The sequence below is a fragment of the [Borrelia] finlandensis genome (genome assembly GCF_000181875.2).
Lineage (GTDB): Bacteria > Spirochaetota > Spirochaetia > Borreliales > Borreliaceae > Borreliella > Borreliella finlandensis.
Window position 1 is genome coordinate 1 of sequence record NC_012252.1, and the last position, 17,026, is coordinate 17,026.

The window sequence follows — 17,026 nt, forward strand, 5'->3', positions numbered from 1 at the left end:
ATTTTTTTGACAAAAATATTAGTTTTTGCTATTATATATGTAATTTAATAAAGAGAAGTAAAAATTTGTGTGATTTAAGAAAAGCAAAACTAATAGACAAGATAAGTTCATTAGAACTATACAGATACTCAATATTTTTTAGAAATTACATTGAAAATGTAGCAGAAGACTGCCTCAAGAATGGAATTGTTCTTGAGAGTATTAGCCACAATGTTAGTGAATTTGAACTTGCTAGGTTAAAGGTGCAGCTTAAGAATGCTTTATTTAATTGTATTATAAGTTACCGATTTCATGGAATTGGATATATTTTAGTAAAAACTAAAGATAAGCTATTAGATCTTGAGGAGCCTGTTAATATAGAGTTGCCTATTGGACTTGAATACCTTGATTATGAGTTTATAAGAGATTTAGGAATTGACTTTGATTATGTGACTTATAAAGTAAAAACCAATAATAGGGACAATTCTTTTGACACTATTAAAATACATAAAAGCCGACTCATAATATATGAAAACTTTGATTTTATCTTAAAAAGATATGTTCCATGTTATACGGAAAGTTTTTTGTTAGATATTTACCTATTTGAAAAAATATATGTTGAGATAGAAAGGCGTATTGAAAACCACAATTTTTTGTTTTATAAAGATGAATCTTTAGTTCAACTACAAGATGCACTTTCTAGTGCAACTACTTCTTTAAGCGCACTTACTAAGAGTAGAAATAATGATAAAGGAAATGGTATTTTATCTTCTTTTTTAAGAAAACAAAGTTCAAACAACCATAGTAAAGATATTTCTAATTTGCGCAGCCTTAATGACTCTTTAGCAAATGAACTTGCGAGGCTTAAAAGCAATCTTAATAATGAGGGAATGTTTTACACGGCTACTCCTAATGCTAGTTTGGAGGTTATTAAGTACGATCTTAGCTATTTAAAGGAGGCTTTAGCTTTAATTAAAGCAAAAATTGGTGCTGATACTAAAGAACCTTTAACTAGAAGTTTCAATGAGCAGGCTAAAGGGCTTGGAAATGATGGTAAAGGTGATAGAAGTAATTATTATGATTTTTTAAAAGGTGTACAAGAACAAGTTGAAAATTCTTGTAACTTAAAGCTTACTAAATATTTTGGGCTTGATATGAGGTTTAATTCACTAGTTATGTTAAGCGAAGATCAAAAGGTAGAGAGAGATATAAAGCTAATTGAGCTTTACAGTAAATATAACGAGCTTATACAAAACAGCTGTTTTAATAGCGAGGAGCTAGCGATTTTAAAAGAAAAATTATTCTCATTTTGAGAAAAGGAGCTAAAAAGTGATTGAAAATGAAGAAAAAGAAGAACAAAAAGCAATTGAGGTACAAGTCAAAGAAGAGTCTCAAATTAAGCCCGATACTAAGGTTATAAGTGCTGGGGAATTTGAGGAGTATATGCGGCTTAGGGAGCAAGCAGGTAATGTAAAACCTAAAGAGATAAAGCGGGATTTAAGTATAAATGAGAGAATAACAAAAGAACTTGCTGAGGTTGAAGAGAGAGAGCGTGTTGAAAAACAATTATTATTAGAGGCGGAGCGCATAAATGAAATTGATACACTTGCAAAATCTCATCTTAGCAGCCATTTCAATAAAGAAGTTTTACTTGCAAAAGGATACACTTTAAAAGACATTATGCAGGCTCAACGTAGAGAGCTTGTTCGCAAGTTTGTTCCAATTGAGCAAATTAAAGCTATTGCTAAAGCATCAGATATAAGTCATATCGATGGGGAGATACTAGAACAACTTGTTTCTTTGGCTAAAGTGAATATCAAATTAAGAAAAAATGCGAATAGTAGTTCTTCTTCTGTTGACTCTATCAAAGGCAATATTATTGTTAGATCAGAAGAGAGAGTAAGTTTGCTTGATTCTAATTTTGTTCCAATTAATTTTACGGAGTTTGTGCAAGCTATAAGCAATACTTATAGGCAAAGACGAGCTCAATTTTATGAAAATCTAAAAAGACATAAAAGAACAAGTATTGCTTAAAGGAGTTTTTAATGGGTGATATCACAAAAATTAAACAAGAGTTTGATAAAAAAGTTGCTGAAATTAAAGCATTAATGAAAAATCCCCAAAAAGATACTGGTTTACTTAGTAATTCTAGCGAGTTTGGAGATAAAAATCTAATTTTTTCTAATTCTGATGGAGTTTGTACTAGCAGTAAAGATAAAATAGAAAATTACCCTGCTAAAGGCTATCCATATAAGCGTGGAGTCAAGCTTGGTTTTGGTGATGGTACAACAGAACTTGAAGTTGAAGCTGGTGGTGGAGACGACTTATACGGAGTGTGTACTGATATAGATGAGTTTAGTGGTATGGCAACTGTAATTCCCATTACAAACAACTTTACAGGGTATTTGACGTTTAAGAAAAATGGTGAAAATGGTGTAAAGCCGGGCGATAAGCTGCATTTTAATCAACATGGAGAGCTTGAAAAAACTACGGGGGGAGAAAAATCTGTTAATGCCGTAGCCCTTTCAAAAGTACATAAATTAACAGAAGAGTTATTTATAGTTCTTGTTAGTGTTTTTGGAAATAGAGCTTTAAAAGGGTAGTTAAATTATGGATTTAAAAGGTAAAGGGCAAGCTAAAGGTCCTAATTCTAATGATAATTTACAATTAGGTTTAGAAACAGAAGTTCCAGTCGCAGCTCCTAGAGCTAAGCGTCAAGCAAGACAAGTTGAAGAGGATGTAGAAGTGAAAGATCCTTATTTTGATTCTGTTGAGGAACTTGACGATATTCTTTTGAAATTCAAAAGATATTCAAAATCAATGAGCTCGATTGAAAATAAGGTTTTTGGTAATTCTGGCGGTTGTTTTAAATCAAAGAATGAGCGAGTTAATGCTTATTCCTTTGCATGTTCAAGTTTTACAGACAAAATAGAAGAATATTTTTACGATCCAAAAAATAGTTTTCCATACAAGCGTGGGGTCAAACTTGTTCCAAAAGAGAATTCTGTATATGTTGAGATTGGTGCTGATACTGATCTATATGGCATATGTGTTGATGTATGTGAGTTTAGTTGCATAGCATATGTTTTGCCAATTACCAATAACTTTGAAGGGTACCTTGTGACAAGAAACCCAAATATAAAAGCAGGAGAAATATTAGACATTAATGCTGATGGGGTTATTATCAAGGCTGGAGGTGGACGTCCAACTGTAATTAATGCGTATGCATTATCTGATTCATTTACAATCAATTTTGTATCTGAAGATAAGGATTCAAAGCGGGCTCAAGCTAGAGGGTCCAAAGAGAATTATTCCATCAATTTGATAAAAGTTACAGTTTTTGGAAACAGAGGACTTGAAAAAGAAGTGTTTGCTCATGCTGTTTCGGGCGTAGGGGGATAAAAAGGAGGTAATTGAATGGCAAATACAACACAATTAGTAAAAGATTATCAAGAAAATCGTAATAAACTAGAAAAGTTAATGAAAAATCCACAGCATTATGCTGGTTTGCTTAGCAATTCTTTAGAGTTTAGAGACAAAAACGTGCAATTTTTTGCTTTTGGAGGTACTAGAAGCAGTAAGTTTGACAAACTGGAAAATCATCCATTTTTGGGGTATCCGTACAAGCGCGGGGTCAAAAGAGTTATTCAAGAAGAAAAACCAAATGAAATTCATTATGAGCCTCATGTTGAGGCCGGTGGTGAAGAAGACTTATATGGAATATGTATTGATGTAGATGAATTTAGTAAAACAGCTACTATTGTTCCAATTACAAATAATTTTGAGGGATATTTAGTGGCAAAAGATTCTACGGTTAAAGTAAAAGACAAGCTTGTTTTTAATAAAGACGGAGCGCTTGAAAAGGTTAATGGAGCGCCTCCAAATAAGGCAACTATTAATGCAACAGCATTGTCTGATGCAAAGCAAATTAGCAATGATGTTTATTTGGTAAAAGTAGCAGTATTTGGAAATAAGGCCATAAGTAAAAATTAATTATATTTTGGAGGATTGAATATGGAATTATTTGATGAAAATTATTATGCAAAAGCTGTAGCCAATATTATAGGAGAAGTTAAAGATCCTATAATGTATAAATGGTTTTTACCCGATCAAATTGAAGATGTTGATCTTCAAATGGGTTATCAAAGAACTGTAAAGTGGGACGCATTTTTAAATGCTAATCCTACAACTATTGCCAATGAGGTTAATACTATCTCAACTATTGGGTTTAGTTCTGAAGTGGTTAGACTTAATTATCTAAAATTACAGTACAAGTTTAGGCACTTAAAGCAGACATCTGAAAAATTTTACACTTCAGACTCATATATTGGAGATATTAATAATAATCTACTTCCTTTCGCTCAAGCTTATAAACTTGCAAGCAGTGAAATTATTAAACTTATTAATCATTTTGTATTAACGGGGACTGTTTCAATTCAAAAAGATGGAAAAAATCAAAAACGTCTACTTCCTAATATGTATGGACTACTTAATATGCCCGAACAGATAAAAGAAGAAGTTAACAATACTGATAAGGACAAGATGGACAAAATATTTGAAAAAATTGAGGCTGGACTTTCAAAGCTAGAGTTAGGAGATGAATTTTCTACACCTATGATGGTAATAGTTGATCCTGCGACTTCATTGAAATTGGTAAAACCATATTCACCAGCAGCACCAGCAATAAGTTGTGAAAAATGGGAGGATGTTTTGATTCAAACTATTAAGGCTATTAATAATAGAGAAGATGTTTATATTGAAACTTCAAACTTATTAAAACATCAAATACTTATTTACCCATTAAATCCGGAACTCATTAAATTTAAACCTAGTAAGTATATGTTGCCTACACCTAATGAACAAGTTGATAAAGACTCAACTGATATTGCTCATTCATACATTGATTTTGTTTTAGGCGGACTACTTGCTACTAAAAAAACTATTTTACAAGTACACATTAAACAATCTTAAGCAAATAAGGTAAGTTAAAATGAGTGAACAAAAAGACTTGCAAACACAAGTTCAAAATGGAGAAGAACTTTTATTAACAAGACTTCATTCTGAAGTACTGTTACTATTGGGAATAGACAAATTTGCACTAAGTAGGCAAAATTTTCTACTTCATTTATCACTGCTTCAAGCTATTCTAGTAACACGTGGTATTGATGCTAGTTCACTTACATATGAACAAATATTTTTGCTTACCTTCTACCACATGGGTTGTCAATTAAGAAAACAAGGAGTTGTTCGCGAGTTTGAATTTGAAAGGATTAAAAAAGAGAAGTTCAATGAGCTTGAAATTGACTATTATCCTAACAGTAGTGGGGGCGAAGAAACCGATGGGGGAAGTTGTGGATCCAATAAGAACTTTTGCTCACAACTTGATGCGTTTTTAGAAAAGCTAAAAAGAGAGACGTCAACGCCGTCTTGTGTGGGGGTTGTCTAGTGAGTGGTATTAGAAAAAGACTAGCAGATATGTCTGTGCATATGATCAACGTTTTTAAGGACCCCGAACCTTTAAGGTTTTATAAGGGCAATGTTGTAAAACTTGATGATGACGACTCTTATCAACGAATATTTAATAAAAATGAGTACACTGAATTTATAGGGATTATTATTGACATAAAACCACAAGAACTTTCAATGCTTTACGACTCTAATATATCCGATATTCAAGGATATTCTAAACTTTACACATATCAAGACCTTAACTATGAACTAAAAGACCGAATATCAATTGCAGATTCAGCTTACTTTGAAATATTTAGCATTGACTCTTCAATCGGATACTTTACTTTAATTTTAAAGGAATTTATATGGACAAACTAGAATTCACAATTGAATTAGAAATTGGCTGGTTTGGGGGTCGTTCTAATATTGCTAGGATGCATGAAAAAGGGAGTAGTAATTTACCGATAAGAAAACATTTAACCAAAATTGCTGGTAGTACTGAATTTAGAGAATATATCAATAATAGTTATATAAATTCTAAGTTTAATCTTGATCCTAAATTAGGAATGCATGCTATTGGAAAAGCTTTTATTAAATACTATGAGAATTATGTGCTATCGGGTCAAGTTGTGCCGGGCTTAAAGGATAGTACAATTAAAAGCAAATTAAAAAAAGGTAGCGGTACTGCATCAACCCCACTTGTTGATACATCCAAAATGCTATCAGAACTCACTTATAAGGTGCTTAAATGATTGTAACTTTAGATTCAATTTTAAATCATTTAATCCAAATATTTAGGGGGTTTAAGGCCTATGCAATTGCAAATAATTTTAAATGCGATATCATAAATACTTACAATCATCCCTATCTTTCAAAAATTACAACTGCTAGCCCTAATATAATAGCATTGAAGTTTGATGGTACTCAGCATTTATTTGATCATAACTGCAAAACTGGTGCATTTTATGAAAATACTTTGGAATTTAGTGTGAATTTCCAAATATATATTATTTCAATAGTGTTAAATGCTAAAGATTTTGATGCCAATTCTCGGATGCTAATACTTTATGATATGCTTAGCGAGTTTCTACATAATAGAGCCCATAAGTATACTTTAGAAAATCAATCCCAACCCGAATATATCAATAAAATTAACTTTTACATTTACCCAATATCTAATATGCAAACAATTGGACTAATTAATTTAGGTACAAAATATAGCAACCATGCATACAGTGCCTCTATAGCATTCAATGCTAGTGTAAAAGCAATCGAAATTTTAAAGGAGGAATACGAAATTGCCGCAAGATACAATTAGTGTAAGTTTAATTGACTCTAGAATTCAAGCAAGCAAGCCCAATTATTATAATCCACTTTTGGTCTATAAAACGGCCAAAATCAAAGTTAATAAAGATAATACTAACTTTAAAATATTGAATTTAACCGTTAATAACTATGAACAACAAATTGAAAATTTAGAAAAAGATAATGGAAATGGAGACGATCAGTTTGGAAAAGAAAAAACACTGCTAAAAACCGCAATGTCGGATTTTTTCAATTCAAGTGAAGAGTCGTTAAAGGTTGCTGTTCTTTTCATTTATAAGGATAAGCCTGAAGAGTTAAAAAAATATCTTAAAATACATAGACACTCCTTTGTTGTGCTTATTAATACTGAGGGGAATAATTCAGAAGATGGGCTTAAGGTTTATAAAGATGACTATGCTAAGTTTAAAATGCCCTCAACTTTTTTTGTATTCTCAACTAAAGAACAAGAAATAAAAGAACCTTTTAATGATAAGGGGAATACTGAAAAAGCAAGAAATATTGTTGTTTACAGCAACAATAAGGATAATTTACACCTCAAATTTGTAAGTGGATATTTATATCAAGCAAGTATTTTCCATTCTGTAAATCCTTATGGTATGCCACTTTCTGCTTTACCACTTGTTGACGATACTGTAATTGGAAAGTTAAGAACTGCAAATATCAACTTTTATTCACTTCTTAATGAAACTGGTCTTGATGGTATGCCTGCTTTTAAAGAGGGTGTTGATCTTGCTGGAAATCCAATAGACACGCTTTTTACTTATCATTATATAAAAAACGAGGCAATTGTTGAGCTTATTAGAATTTGGAATAAAAACAATAGACAAAACAGTAAATTATCTGAACTTCAACTTAATGGAGCTAGAGATAATGCTTATACTTCAGCGATAGAATGCCTGCTTAAAAGATTCATCGATAGAGGACTGATTATAGAGTATAAAAACTTAAAACTTGTTCTATCAGCGTCTTCGCAGCTTAAATTAGAACTTAGTGTGAATATTACTTATAACTTTAGTATTAATGCTGTTGCTTTAGTAATTACTACTCAAGATATAGTTGATTATCAAAACAGTTTAAGCGTATAAGGAGTTAAAAATTATGCAATTTTATGATTTAAGAGAAGTTTATTTCTCAATAGGCGGTAGACAACTGCACAGTGGTAAGTTAGAGCTTACAAGCGAGCCTACAACACGAGCGGTGGTTAGTGCTGAAGATAGGGGGCTACCCGTAATAAGCTTAAGAGATCCTAAAACTATAACTTATATTTTTAATATTGAAGTCACTCTAGGTAGTCATGACTATATTTTACTAACCGAAATTTCAGATGATCAATTTTATAACATGGATGTTAGCAAATATGAAAAAATGCTTGATTTAGTATTTAATGATAGAATTGCTACTAAAATTATTACTAACTATGCAATTTTTACTGAAGAGCCCTCAAGAAGTTATTCAGCAGAGGCTGAAAAAGTTACTTTTGAAATTAGGGCTATTAATTGCCAAAAAACACACCCAAACAAAAACTAAAAGGAAATTCTTATTATGATAATGCGATATAAAATGAAAATTTTAACTAAAAACAAAACCTATGAATACCCACTAAAAGTATTACCAGTCTATGAATGGGATAGAGTACTAGGATTTAATCAAAGTGACGCTGTTTTTAAACTTAATGAAGTGAAATATCTAAAAGAAATTACAAACTTAATGATAAGTCCAAAATTTTTAGACGAGTTCTATGTAATTCTAGATGCAAATAGAGAATTTATTTCTTACTATAAAGACTATCTTGTTGCTATTATTTACACCGCGCAATTCAATACTTTTCATATAGATAATGATCTAAAAAAACCCGCTTTAGTATATTTGAGTGAATATGAAAATAACGTTGGTGATTTTGTTACTTTTGACTATATCGATGATAATTTTGACTATGAAAAAATAACCGTCTCACTTACATCAAATTCTAATGAATTGGTTGCTAAATGAGCAAAAGAAATAAGGAGATTGATAAAACTATTGCAAATCTTAATGAGACTAGAAAAAAGTATTTTAACTTGCTTGACGAGATAAAAAACGATAAATACTATTTTCCAGTAATTATGAATATTTGCTCATACAACACGGTTAAAAAATTGCCTTATGACGAGCTTTTAGAGGTCAATCGAATTGCTGATCTTAAATTAGAAAAAGAATTGTATGAATTAATTTTAAGCAAATGAGGGCTTAATGAGCGACAAATTCACCATTAAATTTAAAGGCATTCTTGATCATGCAGCAACAAAAAAGGCTATCGAACAAGATATTACCAAAATGGAAAAATATCTTAAACCTAAAAAATCTAGTTTAGGTAGTACTAAAGATATTGTAAAAAATAATTTGTCGGATAAGAAAAAAGAATTAAGCAGACAATCTAAGTTTGAAAACTTACGAGAACGTGTTGAGAAATATAGGCTAACACAAACTAAAAAGCTGATGAAACAAGGCATGGGTTTTGAAAAAGCTAGAAAAGAGGCTTTTAAAAGATCCTTAATGTCGGATAGAGATAAAAGGCGCCTTGGGTATAAAGAACTTGTAAAAGAATCAAAAGCAAAAAGTAAAATGCTAGCGGCCTCTCAAGGAAAAAGACTTGTTGCCAAAATTGCTATAGGTAGCGCCCTAGGAAATATCATTAGCAACGCTATAAGTAAAATTGGGGGCGGAATTTTAGGATTTGCCAAAAAAGCGGTTGAAGAAACATCTAAAACTAATAAAAAGAAACTTCTCAATAGTGCATTTTATACAGGAAAAGAACGAGATATGCTGATTAAGGGAACTGAAAAGGAGAAGGGAATTTTTAGCGGATTGAAAGGATTTGAGCGCAACTTAGAAAAAGAAGAGTTTTTAAATCAAGCAAGTGTTTTTAAAGGGACTCTAAGAGACTTGGGGAAGTTAAATTTTCATAATTTGAAAAAATCAATGGAGTTTGCAGCCGTGCTTAAATCCAGCGGTGCTATGAGCAGTGAGGATGCTGTAAAAGCCGTTAATAGTCTTCTTAGTGGAGATGGAAGTGAACTTTATGATATATTAAAAAATACATGGGGCGAGGAAATTGCCAATAAATATACAGAAGATGCTAAAAAAGCTTGGCAAAGTGGAGCTGAAGTAGATCTAGAATCCAGAATTAGTAAGATGCTTGAAATGTTAGGCGATTATAAAAGCTACGGTCTTACAAAAAAAGCGGATACAAAAGAAGAGATTGATAGCAATTTAGCCTCAGCTGAACAAACTCTTTCAAACTTGACAACTAATGTTTTAGAGCCGATACTTGATTTAGTTAAAAAAATCACTGAGTACTTAAAAGGTTTTACTTTTCAAACACATGTTATTGAGCCTTTTTTTAAAGGTCTGAAGAGTCTTTTTGCCAATATTCCTGTGATTAAAAATTTTTTTAAGGATCCCGAAACTATCCCTAATCCACCTAACTCAGGCCCAAAACGTAAAGAAAATGAAGATAATAATAACAATACTCCATAAATTTTGGTGAAAAGGTAATTACTTATGGCTATTAACAGTGAAAAAATTATTAAAAATGAAACTATTAATAATGAAAAGAAAATGTCTCAGGAAGAGATTTTCCAAATAATAAAAGATGTCACAACTCAAATATTTGCTCTTTTTGGAGCAGATAACTTTTTAGTACTATTTCCAAGACCAGATTTTAGAGGTTTTGGCTATGTGCCACAATTATTTTTTATAAAACCCAAAACCCAGCTAATATCGCGGACCTACAATACTACTTGCTCTAAAAGACCGGTTATCAACTATTATGATAGAAAAGCGGAATACGTAAGCTACAACCCCGTAATGACGGGAGAACATATCTCATTAAACGGAGGAGTATTAACATCTCTATATAAAGAAATGCTTTCCCCACTCAAAATGACTGTTTTTGGAAATTCTCTGCTGCGCTTTGACGTGCATCTTGTAAAAGAACAACTAGCTAATAGACTACAAGCCCAAGTTCCTTTTACTATCTACAGTCCAACTTTTGGCCTTAAAGAATTAGCTATAATTACAAGTCTTACATTTACAGATACTCCCTTTATTGATGAGGTTGAAGTTAGCCTATCAATAGAAGTAGTAAAAACATTTTCATTTGCATTGGGAAAATATAAAGGATAATCAATGTTACTAAGTTATGATTTTAAAATTGAATTTTACAATGTAGATAAATCAAAAAAATCAATTGATGGAATTCCTTTTCCAGAAGAAACTCCTAAAATTATAATAAATACACAAGATGGAATTCATGTTGATATTTCTATATCCAACGTGTATTCAAATATTCTTACTATAAGTTCCAAACAAGCTAAAATTGTACTTTGGAACTTACCTCTAGACTTCACCGACCGCATTAAATTTGGAGATATAGTAAAGATATATTATAAGAAATTTGCTCATGAAAAAAATTTTGATTTCATAATGGCGGGAACTTTAGGGCCCCCAATGAGCACTGATTATCCCGGTGGAGATTTTAGTGTAGAGCTTGATGTTCGTTTATTAACTAAAAGCAACTTCTTCAATCGCAAATTAGAGGGCGAAAAGGGAAAAAGCTTTAAAGGAAAGACGGTGCAAGAAGCAATAGAATCTGTATTTCCTAATCGCAATATCATTCGTATGGATGAAAAAGATAAACTTAAAGTGATTGACAAAAATATTTATGCCTCAACACCAAAAGAGTTTATTGATAAAATAAAAGGAGTATATGTTCATAGCGTAATAGCTGATATTGGTACCGGGTTAAAGGGGATTGAATGCAATATTATATTTACCAATTATAAAAAGGCGGGGGGAAATGCACACTATAAGGCACTAGAAGATTATGGGCTTGAATTTATTCCACAACAAGAAATTACTTTAGGCACCACACTTAAAATAAATCTTATATTTTGGAACGCCAAAACATTTTACACACATAAGCTAAATGTCGGCGATAAAGTTTCATTTATTGATGGACTAGGAAAAATGATAAAAACCACCATAAAAGAAACAAGTGCCATACTTAGCAATGTAGGAGAGTGTTCATTGATACTTAAATTATATGACGATTCTAATAGTATAAGTATTAGATAAAGGAACTTAAAATGAGTCAAGACTATGAAATTTATAGAATGCAACAGCGTCTTTATGGCCATGCATTAACACAAGAAGACATAAAAAATTGGATTTATTCAAATATTTTCATAACTCGAATTGGCACTATAAAAGAATTTAAAAAACAAACACAAGAGGCTGTTGTTACAATACCCGAATTTGAAGATCTAGAAATTCAAACAAGAAATATATCCAATATCAATTTTGAACTATCAAAAGGTGATACCGTTTTACTACTTCAATCAAACATTAATATTTTTGATAAAAATGACAATATTCATTTTGACAAGCACCATTTTTACATACTTAGTGTAATTGGCCCAAAAACTTTAAATTTAATTTCTGATACTGTTAAGATCAAAACAAATAGTACCATTGAAATAGCTAACCAAACAACTAGCTTAAAAAAAATTCTAGATAATATCGTAAATGCTATTAACGGCATAACTATCATAGGAGACTCAACTATTAACTATGCAAGCCTAAGAGCTGTAACTTCTAGAATTACCTCCGATATCAACAGTTTGTTTAACTAATTTTTGCTAAATATGATATAATTACTAGTATGGATTTAAGAATTGGCAATAATTTTGAATTGGTATTTAATAATGATGTATCGCTTGTTGATGGAATTGATGAGCAAAAACAAAGGTTATTCATATTCTTAAAAACCTTAAAGGGTAGTCTAAGTTATGCCCCTAATTGGGGACTGGACTACTTCTTGCTTTTGAAACTTTTAAAAATTAATAATCTTCAAGCTGTAAAAAACTATTTTCATGAAATATCTAAAGAACTTAACTTAGATTTAAGTAATATTTCAACTACTATAAAAGACCGCAAAGTACATATATCATTTTTTTTCTCAGGCGACGTTTTGAATATGGAGTTTGATTTATGAGCATAGTTTTTGATTCTGATTTTGGCATTCTAAAACGTACAATTAAGGATATAGTAAAATCTAAAAGAGAATATTTGCGCGCAAATTATGGAATTAATATAGATGATAATAACAGTTCAATTTATAACATTATTGCATCTTCTTTAGCATTAATTGAAGAAGAAATAATTAATGAACTTAATCTGTTTTTTTCTAAAATGCGACCGGGCGGTACTTATTGGACCACTATTGAAGAACACATTTCTTCTAAAAGCACAACTTACAGCGCAGTTAAATCCGCTTTACTTAATCTTGATGGGGTTGAGTACACTAATATTAAAAGTTCAGCTGGAAAAGCCAATATATATCTAATTCTAAAAGAAGATTTATTAGACACTAGTAAAACTAATATTAGTAATTCTGAATTTAAGGCAAAACTTTGGGAGACATTATATCTAACAACTCCTAGTGGCACTTTGCTTGAAGGAAATATAGAAATTGATGGATTTAACTCAACTGGACAACGTAAATCCTATAAAATATCACTAGGAAAAAGAAAATATGTTTATATGAAAGTAAAGTACAAACTTGACCTTAAAAACTATCTCTACTTAAACATAGACTCTCAAATTAGAAACATATATTCTAGGATTATTTCAAATAACTATTCTGATATGGGAATTAGTTTTGAATATCAAGACTTTTTTGCTCCCGTTAATGAAGTAAAAGGTATTAGGTCTATAGAAATTAAAACTTGTGTTAAAGATACAGACACAAACAGTATTTCAAGCATTACTGAAAGCGATTTTAAAAAAAATGAAGACATTACCATTGATGATGATACGCTCCTGCTTTTCAATATAGCGGATCGATTGCTTATTGACATTGATAGTTGATAAATATGGAAATACCTAATTTTTTTAAAGGCACTGAAATTCATAAGTTTATACTTACAGAAACTGAATATGCACAAAAACTGCTTAATGAGCTTAAGTCCCTCAATTCTAACTTTATTTCCATTGATGTAAAAGAAAATATAAAATCAAGATATATTGCTATATGGCTATCTCAAGTCTTATCCATTTTTTATGCACAAACTCAAACTTTACAAAGTATTACAAACAATATCAATAGCGTTATTTTTGCTTTACGGCATATTGGTACTGATGAGTCATTTAGACTGATTTTTAAAGCGTTTTTGAACGTGGATATTTTAGTTACCACACCTCAAGCAGGTGTTATTGATATCTCTTTAAAAGGAGTAATAAAAACAAACTTTACTACATTTATTTCCCCTAGCACCGCAAAAGGCAAAAGGCCTAAAAAGATACTAATTAGAGAAAAGAAAGCTGGGTATACTACATCTAAAAAGGCTTTGGTATTCAATTCACTTCCTAAGGGATATGACCATTCAATTTATGCTTTTATCAAAAGGATTATTCCCATAGGTAGAGTACTAAAAATCAATGATAAAGATAGCAAAAATATTATCACTTTTAACAATTAGGAGGCTTAATGTCTGAAGAAGAGAAAGAAAAATTACTAATTGATGAGGAAGAAACAGTTCAAATTAAAGACTTAAATAGAGTTAAGGATGTAAAAAATACTGATCTTTTGCTGCTTGATGATGGAGTGGCAAACAGCAACGCTATTACTTATGAAAACTTTTTAAAAACCACTAAAGATAAGACATTTAAAGGAGAAGGACTAAGCTATTTTAAAGAGATAATTAAATCTACAATTGCCGAAGAGCTTGCAGCTGATACAAGTTTTGTAGAAAAAATTTACAATAAAATAATAAACAAGCTAATTAATAATGACCCAAATAATATTTCTAACCTTTTTAGTAAAATTAAATCACGCCTTACAAATAGCATATCATCAGCTACTCTATCTAAATATGATAATCTTTTAATAATGCCTAATTCAAGCACTATTCAAAAAACACCCGTTCCCAAACAACTACTCGGAGTACCGGCAGATTATGAGTACAGTGGTACAACCTATGGCAATACGCTTTATCCATATGAATACAAAAATAAATCAATATATATTGATTTAGAGTACGGTGGTGATATAACTCTTATTTTTTATAAAAATAATGATGATGACCCCATTTACCTTGATATTCAGATTCACGCAGAACACCATGCGCATCTTATTCCGAAAATGATATATCTAAGGTATTCCGATGAATCTAAAAAAACCATACTATATGAACACACGGGGGTTAATGGATCATCTACCATATTTCCTTTGCTCCAAGGATGGTATGTCCAAAAAAGAAGAAACAGATCAGGGGGCGCAGTCCCCAATCTTTTAAAACTGTGAACTTTTTTAGCAAAAATTATAATTTTGGTATATAATATAAATATAAAAATTAAAATCGAGGATTAAAAAATGGATACTATTAAAATAACAGAACTTCTAATTAATTTAAACGAAATAAAACTTATAGCCGTAATGATTTTTGTAACAGTACTAGTTCTAGGAGGGTTGATTCTTCTAAAACCACTACTAAAAGACATATTATCTATAGTAATAGGTAAGATTTTTAGAAATGGAAATGGCAATAATCATATTAAAAAAAGAGATTAATTCGTGAAATTATCTAAAGACAATCTTGAGATTGGACTTACATCCATATCAACCCTTATTGACGTATTCTCTAAATTTGAAGATGAATTTGACGAAATTGCACATAAAGGATTTTTTTTGGTTTATGAATTGTATTCTCATTATAAATTAATCTATAAAGCAAATATGGAAAGACTTGAGAATACATTAACTCCAACAATAGCTGAAACACTAGCTCCAGTGAATGACAAAATCAATCAATGTATCGATCTAGTTAATTCTGATGAGAAAAACCTAAAAATATCTAATCAGCTCAAATTCAACCAGGAAGGAAAACCTATCTATCAAGAAGGAATAAATAATGCAAAATAACACTATTAGTTTAGGCCTTAATTTACTATCCAACTTAACCAACATAGCTAAAGCTAATACAAACATAAATCATAATTACATCAATACTTTTGGTAGAGTAATAGATTTTTTCTACAAAACATATATTGAGACACTAAAATCCATAGAAACAGCTGAATCAATGAAAATATTTGAAGAAATACAAGACATTTTAAAATACAATATTGAAATAATAGAGGCTACTTCGAGTGACAAAAATAAAAGAATTATCTCCTCAATTAAAGCAAAACGTAACAAAATCATGAAAGAATATATCAATACTCTTAAAAGAGGTGAAAATGCTTAAGAAAACAAAGTGTCTACTAATTGCTGTACTACTATGTTGCACTACTATTGCTAGCCTACCAGAAGAACCAAAACCGCCAATTATTCAAACACTAAAATCTTTAACCAAATATGAAGCACAACTTTCAGAGTATGTTATGTACCTAGTAACATTTTTAGCTAAAACAAAAGTTAAAGTTAATGACCCAAATTATCCAGAATATACTTATCCAGACTTATCAACACTAAAAGACGAACACTCCATAACTGCGGTAAAATATAATATCAACATACTTTTAGAGTATATTAAAAAAACACAACCCATAGCAAAAAAAGTCTATAATCAATATTCAAAGTTAAAAATGTGAATTACAAAAAGGTTTTTCTTGCAAGAAATTCTATTTTACATATAAAAATCTCTAAAGCCAATTAATCTAAAATAGTGTATAATATGACTATAAGGGAAAATTTTATGGAAACAGTGTCAACAAATATTGCAAGTGTAACTCAAGAACAAATATATAAAGAATTTATTAGACTGGGCATGGAACAACTAATAGCACAAGATTTATCTAAAAGATATTATCACAATGAGCTAACATATAGAGATTTAGAAAATTTAGAAAAACAATTTGATATAAAATTTGATAATCTTGTTTCTAAAATAGATAATGCCAAAAGTGAACTTAATACCAAGATAGATAATGTAGAGAAGAATTTACAAAAGGATATATCTAATTTAGACATCAAGATTGATGCCGTAGAGAAGAATTTACAAAAGGATATATCTAATTTAGATACTAAGATTGATAATGTAGAGAAGAATTTAAATGCCAAAATAGATACTGTAGAAAAGAATTTAAACACTAAAATAGACAATGTTGAAAAGAATTTAATGTCTCTTTCAGAAATGCTTAAATGGGTATTGGGAATCATGGGAGCAATGTCTATCACAATGATAGCGGGGCTAATATTTGCTTTCATTTCTAAATAGCTACTACCTCA

General features: G+C 30.7%; 27 protein-coding genes. All 27 read left to right on the forward strand.

Annotated elements, in window-relative coordinates:
• The first annotated feature begins 65 nt into the window (after positions 1-65).
• Positions 66-1,292: an anti-CBASS protein Acb1 family protein gene (locus BSV1_RS04880; RefSeq protein WP_012672716.1), complete on the forward strand. Its 1,227-nt coding sequence runs from the start codon at positions 66-68 to the stop codon at positions 1,290-1,292.
• Between the two features lie 16 nt (positions 1,293-1,308).
• On the forward strand, positions 1,309-2,013 hold the full coding sequence (locus BSV1_RS04885; protein ID WP_012672721.1) for a DUF1357 family protein: 705 nt from the start codon (positions 1,309-1,311) through the stop codon (positions 2,011-2,013).
• An 11-nt stretch (positions 2,014-2,024) separates the two neighbouring features.
• Positions 2,025-2,582 (forward strand): DUF228 domain-containing protein, encoded by a 558-nt coding sequence (locus BSV1_RS04890; protein WP_012672709.1) that lies wholly within the window; start codon positions 2,025-2,027, stop codon positions 2,580-2,582.
• A gap of 7 nt (positions 2,583-2,589) precedes the next feature.
• A complete protein-coding gene (locus BSV1_RS04895; RefSeq protein WP_012672707.1) occupies positions 2,590-3,381 on the forward strand; it encodes a DUF228 domain-containing protein in 792 nt (263 codons plus the stop codon).
• 15 nt (positions 3,382-3,396) lie between these two features.
• Entirely contained in the window at positions 3,397-3,972 is a 576-nt protein-coding gene (locus BSV1_RS04900; protein WP_012672554.1) for a DUF228 domain-containing protein, read from the forward strand.
• Between the two features lie 21 nt (positions 3,973-3,993).
• Complete coding sequence (locus BSV1_RS04905; RefSeq protein ID WP_012672587.1) at positions 3,994-4,950, forward strand: hypothetical protein; 957 nt, start codon at positions 3,994-3,996, stop codon at positions 4,948-4,950.
• Positions 4,951-4,969: 19 nt separating this feature from the next.
• The gene (locus BSV1_RS04910) at positions 4,970-5,425 is read left to right on the forward strand and encodes a DUF3890 domain-containing protein (protein WP_012672708.1); all 456 of its coding nucleotides are present in this window, start codon (positions 4,970-4,972) and stop codon (positions 5,423-5,425) included.
• Entirely contained in the window at positions 5,425-5,808 is a 384-nt protein-coding gene (locus BSV1_RS04915; protein ID WP_012672613.1) for a DUF1506 family protein, read from the forward strand. The genes BSV1_RS04910 and BSV1_RS04915 overlap by 1 nt, the downstream gene beginning before the upstream one ends.
• Positions 5,796-6,182 carry a hypothetical protein gene (locus BSV1_RS04920; RefSeq protein WP_012672618.1) on the forward strand — a complete coding sequence of 129 codons (387 nt, stop codon included), beginning with the start codon at positions 5,796-5,798 and terminating at the stop codon, positions 6,180-6,182. Before BSV1_RS04915 ends, BSV1_RS04920 begins: the two co-directional genes overlap by 13 nt.
• Complete coding sequence (locus tag BSV1_RS04925; RefSeq protein ID WP_008882855.1) at positions 6,179-6,748, forward strand: DUF764 family protein; 570 nt, start codon at positions 6,179-6,181, stop codon at positions 6,746-6,748. Before BSV1_RS04920 ends, BSV1_RS04925 begins: the two co-directional genes overlap by 4 nt.
• Complete coding sequence (locus BSV1_RS04930; RefSeq protein ID WP_008882852.1) at positions 6,729-7,841, forward strand: DUF787 family protein; 1,113 nt, start codon at positions 6,729-6,731, stop codon at positions 7,839-7,841. The genes BSV1_RS04925 and BSV1_RS04930 overlap by 20 nt, the downstream gene beginning before the upstream one ends.
• A gap of 13 nt (positions 7,842-7,854) precedes the next feature.
• A complete protein-coding gene (locus tag BSV1_RS04935; RefSeq protein ID WP_008882888.1) occupies positions 7,855-8,283 on the forward strand; it encodes a DUF1463 family protein in 429 nt (142 codons plus the stop codon).
• Positions 8,284-8,298: 15 nt separating this feature from the next.
• A complete protein-coding gene (locus BSV1_RS04940; RefSeq protein ID WP_008882874.1) occupies positions 8,299-8,745 on the forward strand; it encodes a DUF1473 family protein in 447 nt (148 codons plus the stop codon).
• The gene (locus BSV1_RS04945) at positions 8,742-8,978 is read left to right on the forward strand and encodes a DUF1322 family protein (RefSeq protein ID WP_008882866.1); all 237 of its coding nucleotides are present in this window, start codon (positions 8,742-8,744) and stop codon (positions 8,976-8,978) included. Before BSV1_RS04940 ends, BSV1_RS04945 begins: the two co-directional genes overlap by 4 nt.
• 7 nt (positions 8,979-8,985) lie before the next feature.
• Positions 8,986-10,272, forward strand: coding sequence for a DUF759 family protein (locus BSV1_RS04950; protein WP_008882900.1), 1,287 nt, complete (start codon positions 8,986-8,988; stop codon positions 10,270-10,272).
• 24 nt (positions 10,273-10,296) lie between these two features.
• Positions 10,297-10,920 carry a DUF792 family protein gene (locus BSV1_RS04955; RefSeq protein WP_008882877.1) on the forward strand — a complete coding sequence of 208 codons (624 nt, stop codon included), beginning with the start codon at positions 10,297-10,299 and terminating at the stop codon, positions 10,918-10,920.
• A gap of 3 nt (positions 10,921-10,923) precedes the next feature.
• The gene (locus tag BSV1_RS04960) at positions 10,924-11,871 is read left to right on the forward strand and encodes a DUF693 family protein (RefSeq protein ID WP_008882858.1); all 948 of its coding nucleotides are present in this window, start codon (positions 10,924-10,926) and stop codon (positions 11,869-11,871) included.
• Positions 11,872-11,882: 11 nt separating this feature from the next.
• Positions 11,883-12,428: a DUF777 family protein gene (locus BSV1_RS04965; RefSeq protein WP_008882889.1), complete on the forward strand. Its 546-nt coding sequence runs from the start codon at positions 11,883-11,885 to the stop codon at positions 12,426-12,428.
• A gap of 29 nt (positions 12,429-12,457) precedes the next feature.
• Positions 12,458-12,790 carry a DUF2634 domain-containing protein gene (locus BSV1_RS04970; protein WP_012672718.1) on the forward strand — a complete coding sequence of 111 codons (333 nt, stop codon included), beginning with the start codon at positions 12,458-12,460 and terminating at the stop codon, positions 12,788-12,790.
• Positions 12,787-13,665, forward strand: a complete 879-nt coding sequence (locus BSV1_RS04975; protein WP_008882864.1) for a DUF276 domain-containing protein — start codon at positions 12,787-12,789, stop codon at positions 13,663-13,665. Before BSV1_RS04970 ends, BSV1_RS04975 begins: the two co-directional genes overlap by 4 nt.
• A 5-nt stretch (positions 13,666-13,670) precedes the next feature.
• Positions 13,671-14,276 carry a DUF735 family protein gene (locus tag BSV1_RS04980; RefSeq protein WP_012672711.1) on the forward strand — a complete coding sequence of 202 codons (606 nt, stop codon included), beginning with the start codon at positions 13,671-13,673 and terminating at the stop codon, positions 14,274-14,276.
• A gap of 8 nt (positions 14,277-14,284) precedes the next feature.
• Positions 14,285-15,100, forward strand: coding sequence for a DUF685 domain-containing protein (locus BSV1_RS04985; protein ID WP_008882903.1), 816 nt, complete (start codon positions 14,285-14,287; stop codon positions 15,098-15,100).
• Positions 15,101-15,169: 69 nt separating this feature from the next.
• Positions 15,170-15,367 (forward strand): BlyA family holin, encoded by a 198-nt coding sequence (locus BSV1_RS04990; protein ID WP_008882860.1) that lies wholly within the window; start codon positions 15,170-15,172, stop codon positions 15,365-15,367.
• Between the two features lie 3 nt (positions 15,368-15,370).
• Entirely contained in the window at positions 15,371-15,718 is a 348-nt protein-coding gene (locus tag BSV1_RS04995; protein WP_008882891.1) for a BlyB family putative holin accessory protein, read from the forward strand.
• Positions 15,708-16,043, forward strand: coding sequence for a BlyB family putative holin accessory protein (locus BSV1_RS05000; RefSeq protein ID WP_008882901.1), 336 nt, complete (start codon positions 15,708-15,710; stop codon positions 16,041-16,043). The genes BSV1_RS04995 and BSV1_RS05000 overlap by 11 nt, the downstream gene beginning before the upstream one ends.
• The gene (locus BSV1_RS05005) at positions 16,036-16,389 is read left to right on the forward strand and encodes a BBA14 family lipoprotein (protein ID WP_008882878.1); all 354 of its coding nucleotides are present in this window, start codon (positions 16,036-16,038) and stop codon (positions 16,387-16,389) included. Before BSV1_RS05000 ends, BSV1_RS05005 begins: the two co-directional genes overlap by 8 nt.
• 104 nt (positions 16,390-16,493) lie before the next feature.
• Positions 16,494-17,015 carry a Bdr family repetitive protein gene (gene bdr, locus BSV1_RS05010; protein WP_012672702.1) on the forward strand — a complete coding sequence of 174 codons (522 nt, stop codon included), beginning with the start codon at positions 16,494-16,496 and terminating at the stop codon, positions 17,013-17,015.
• The last annotated feature ends 11 nt before the right edge of the window (positions 17,016-17,026 follow it).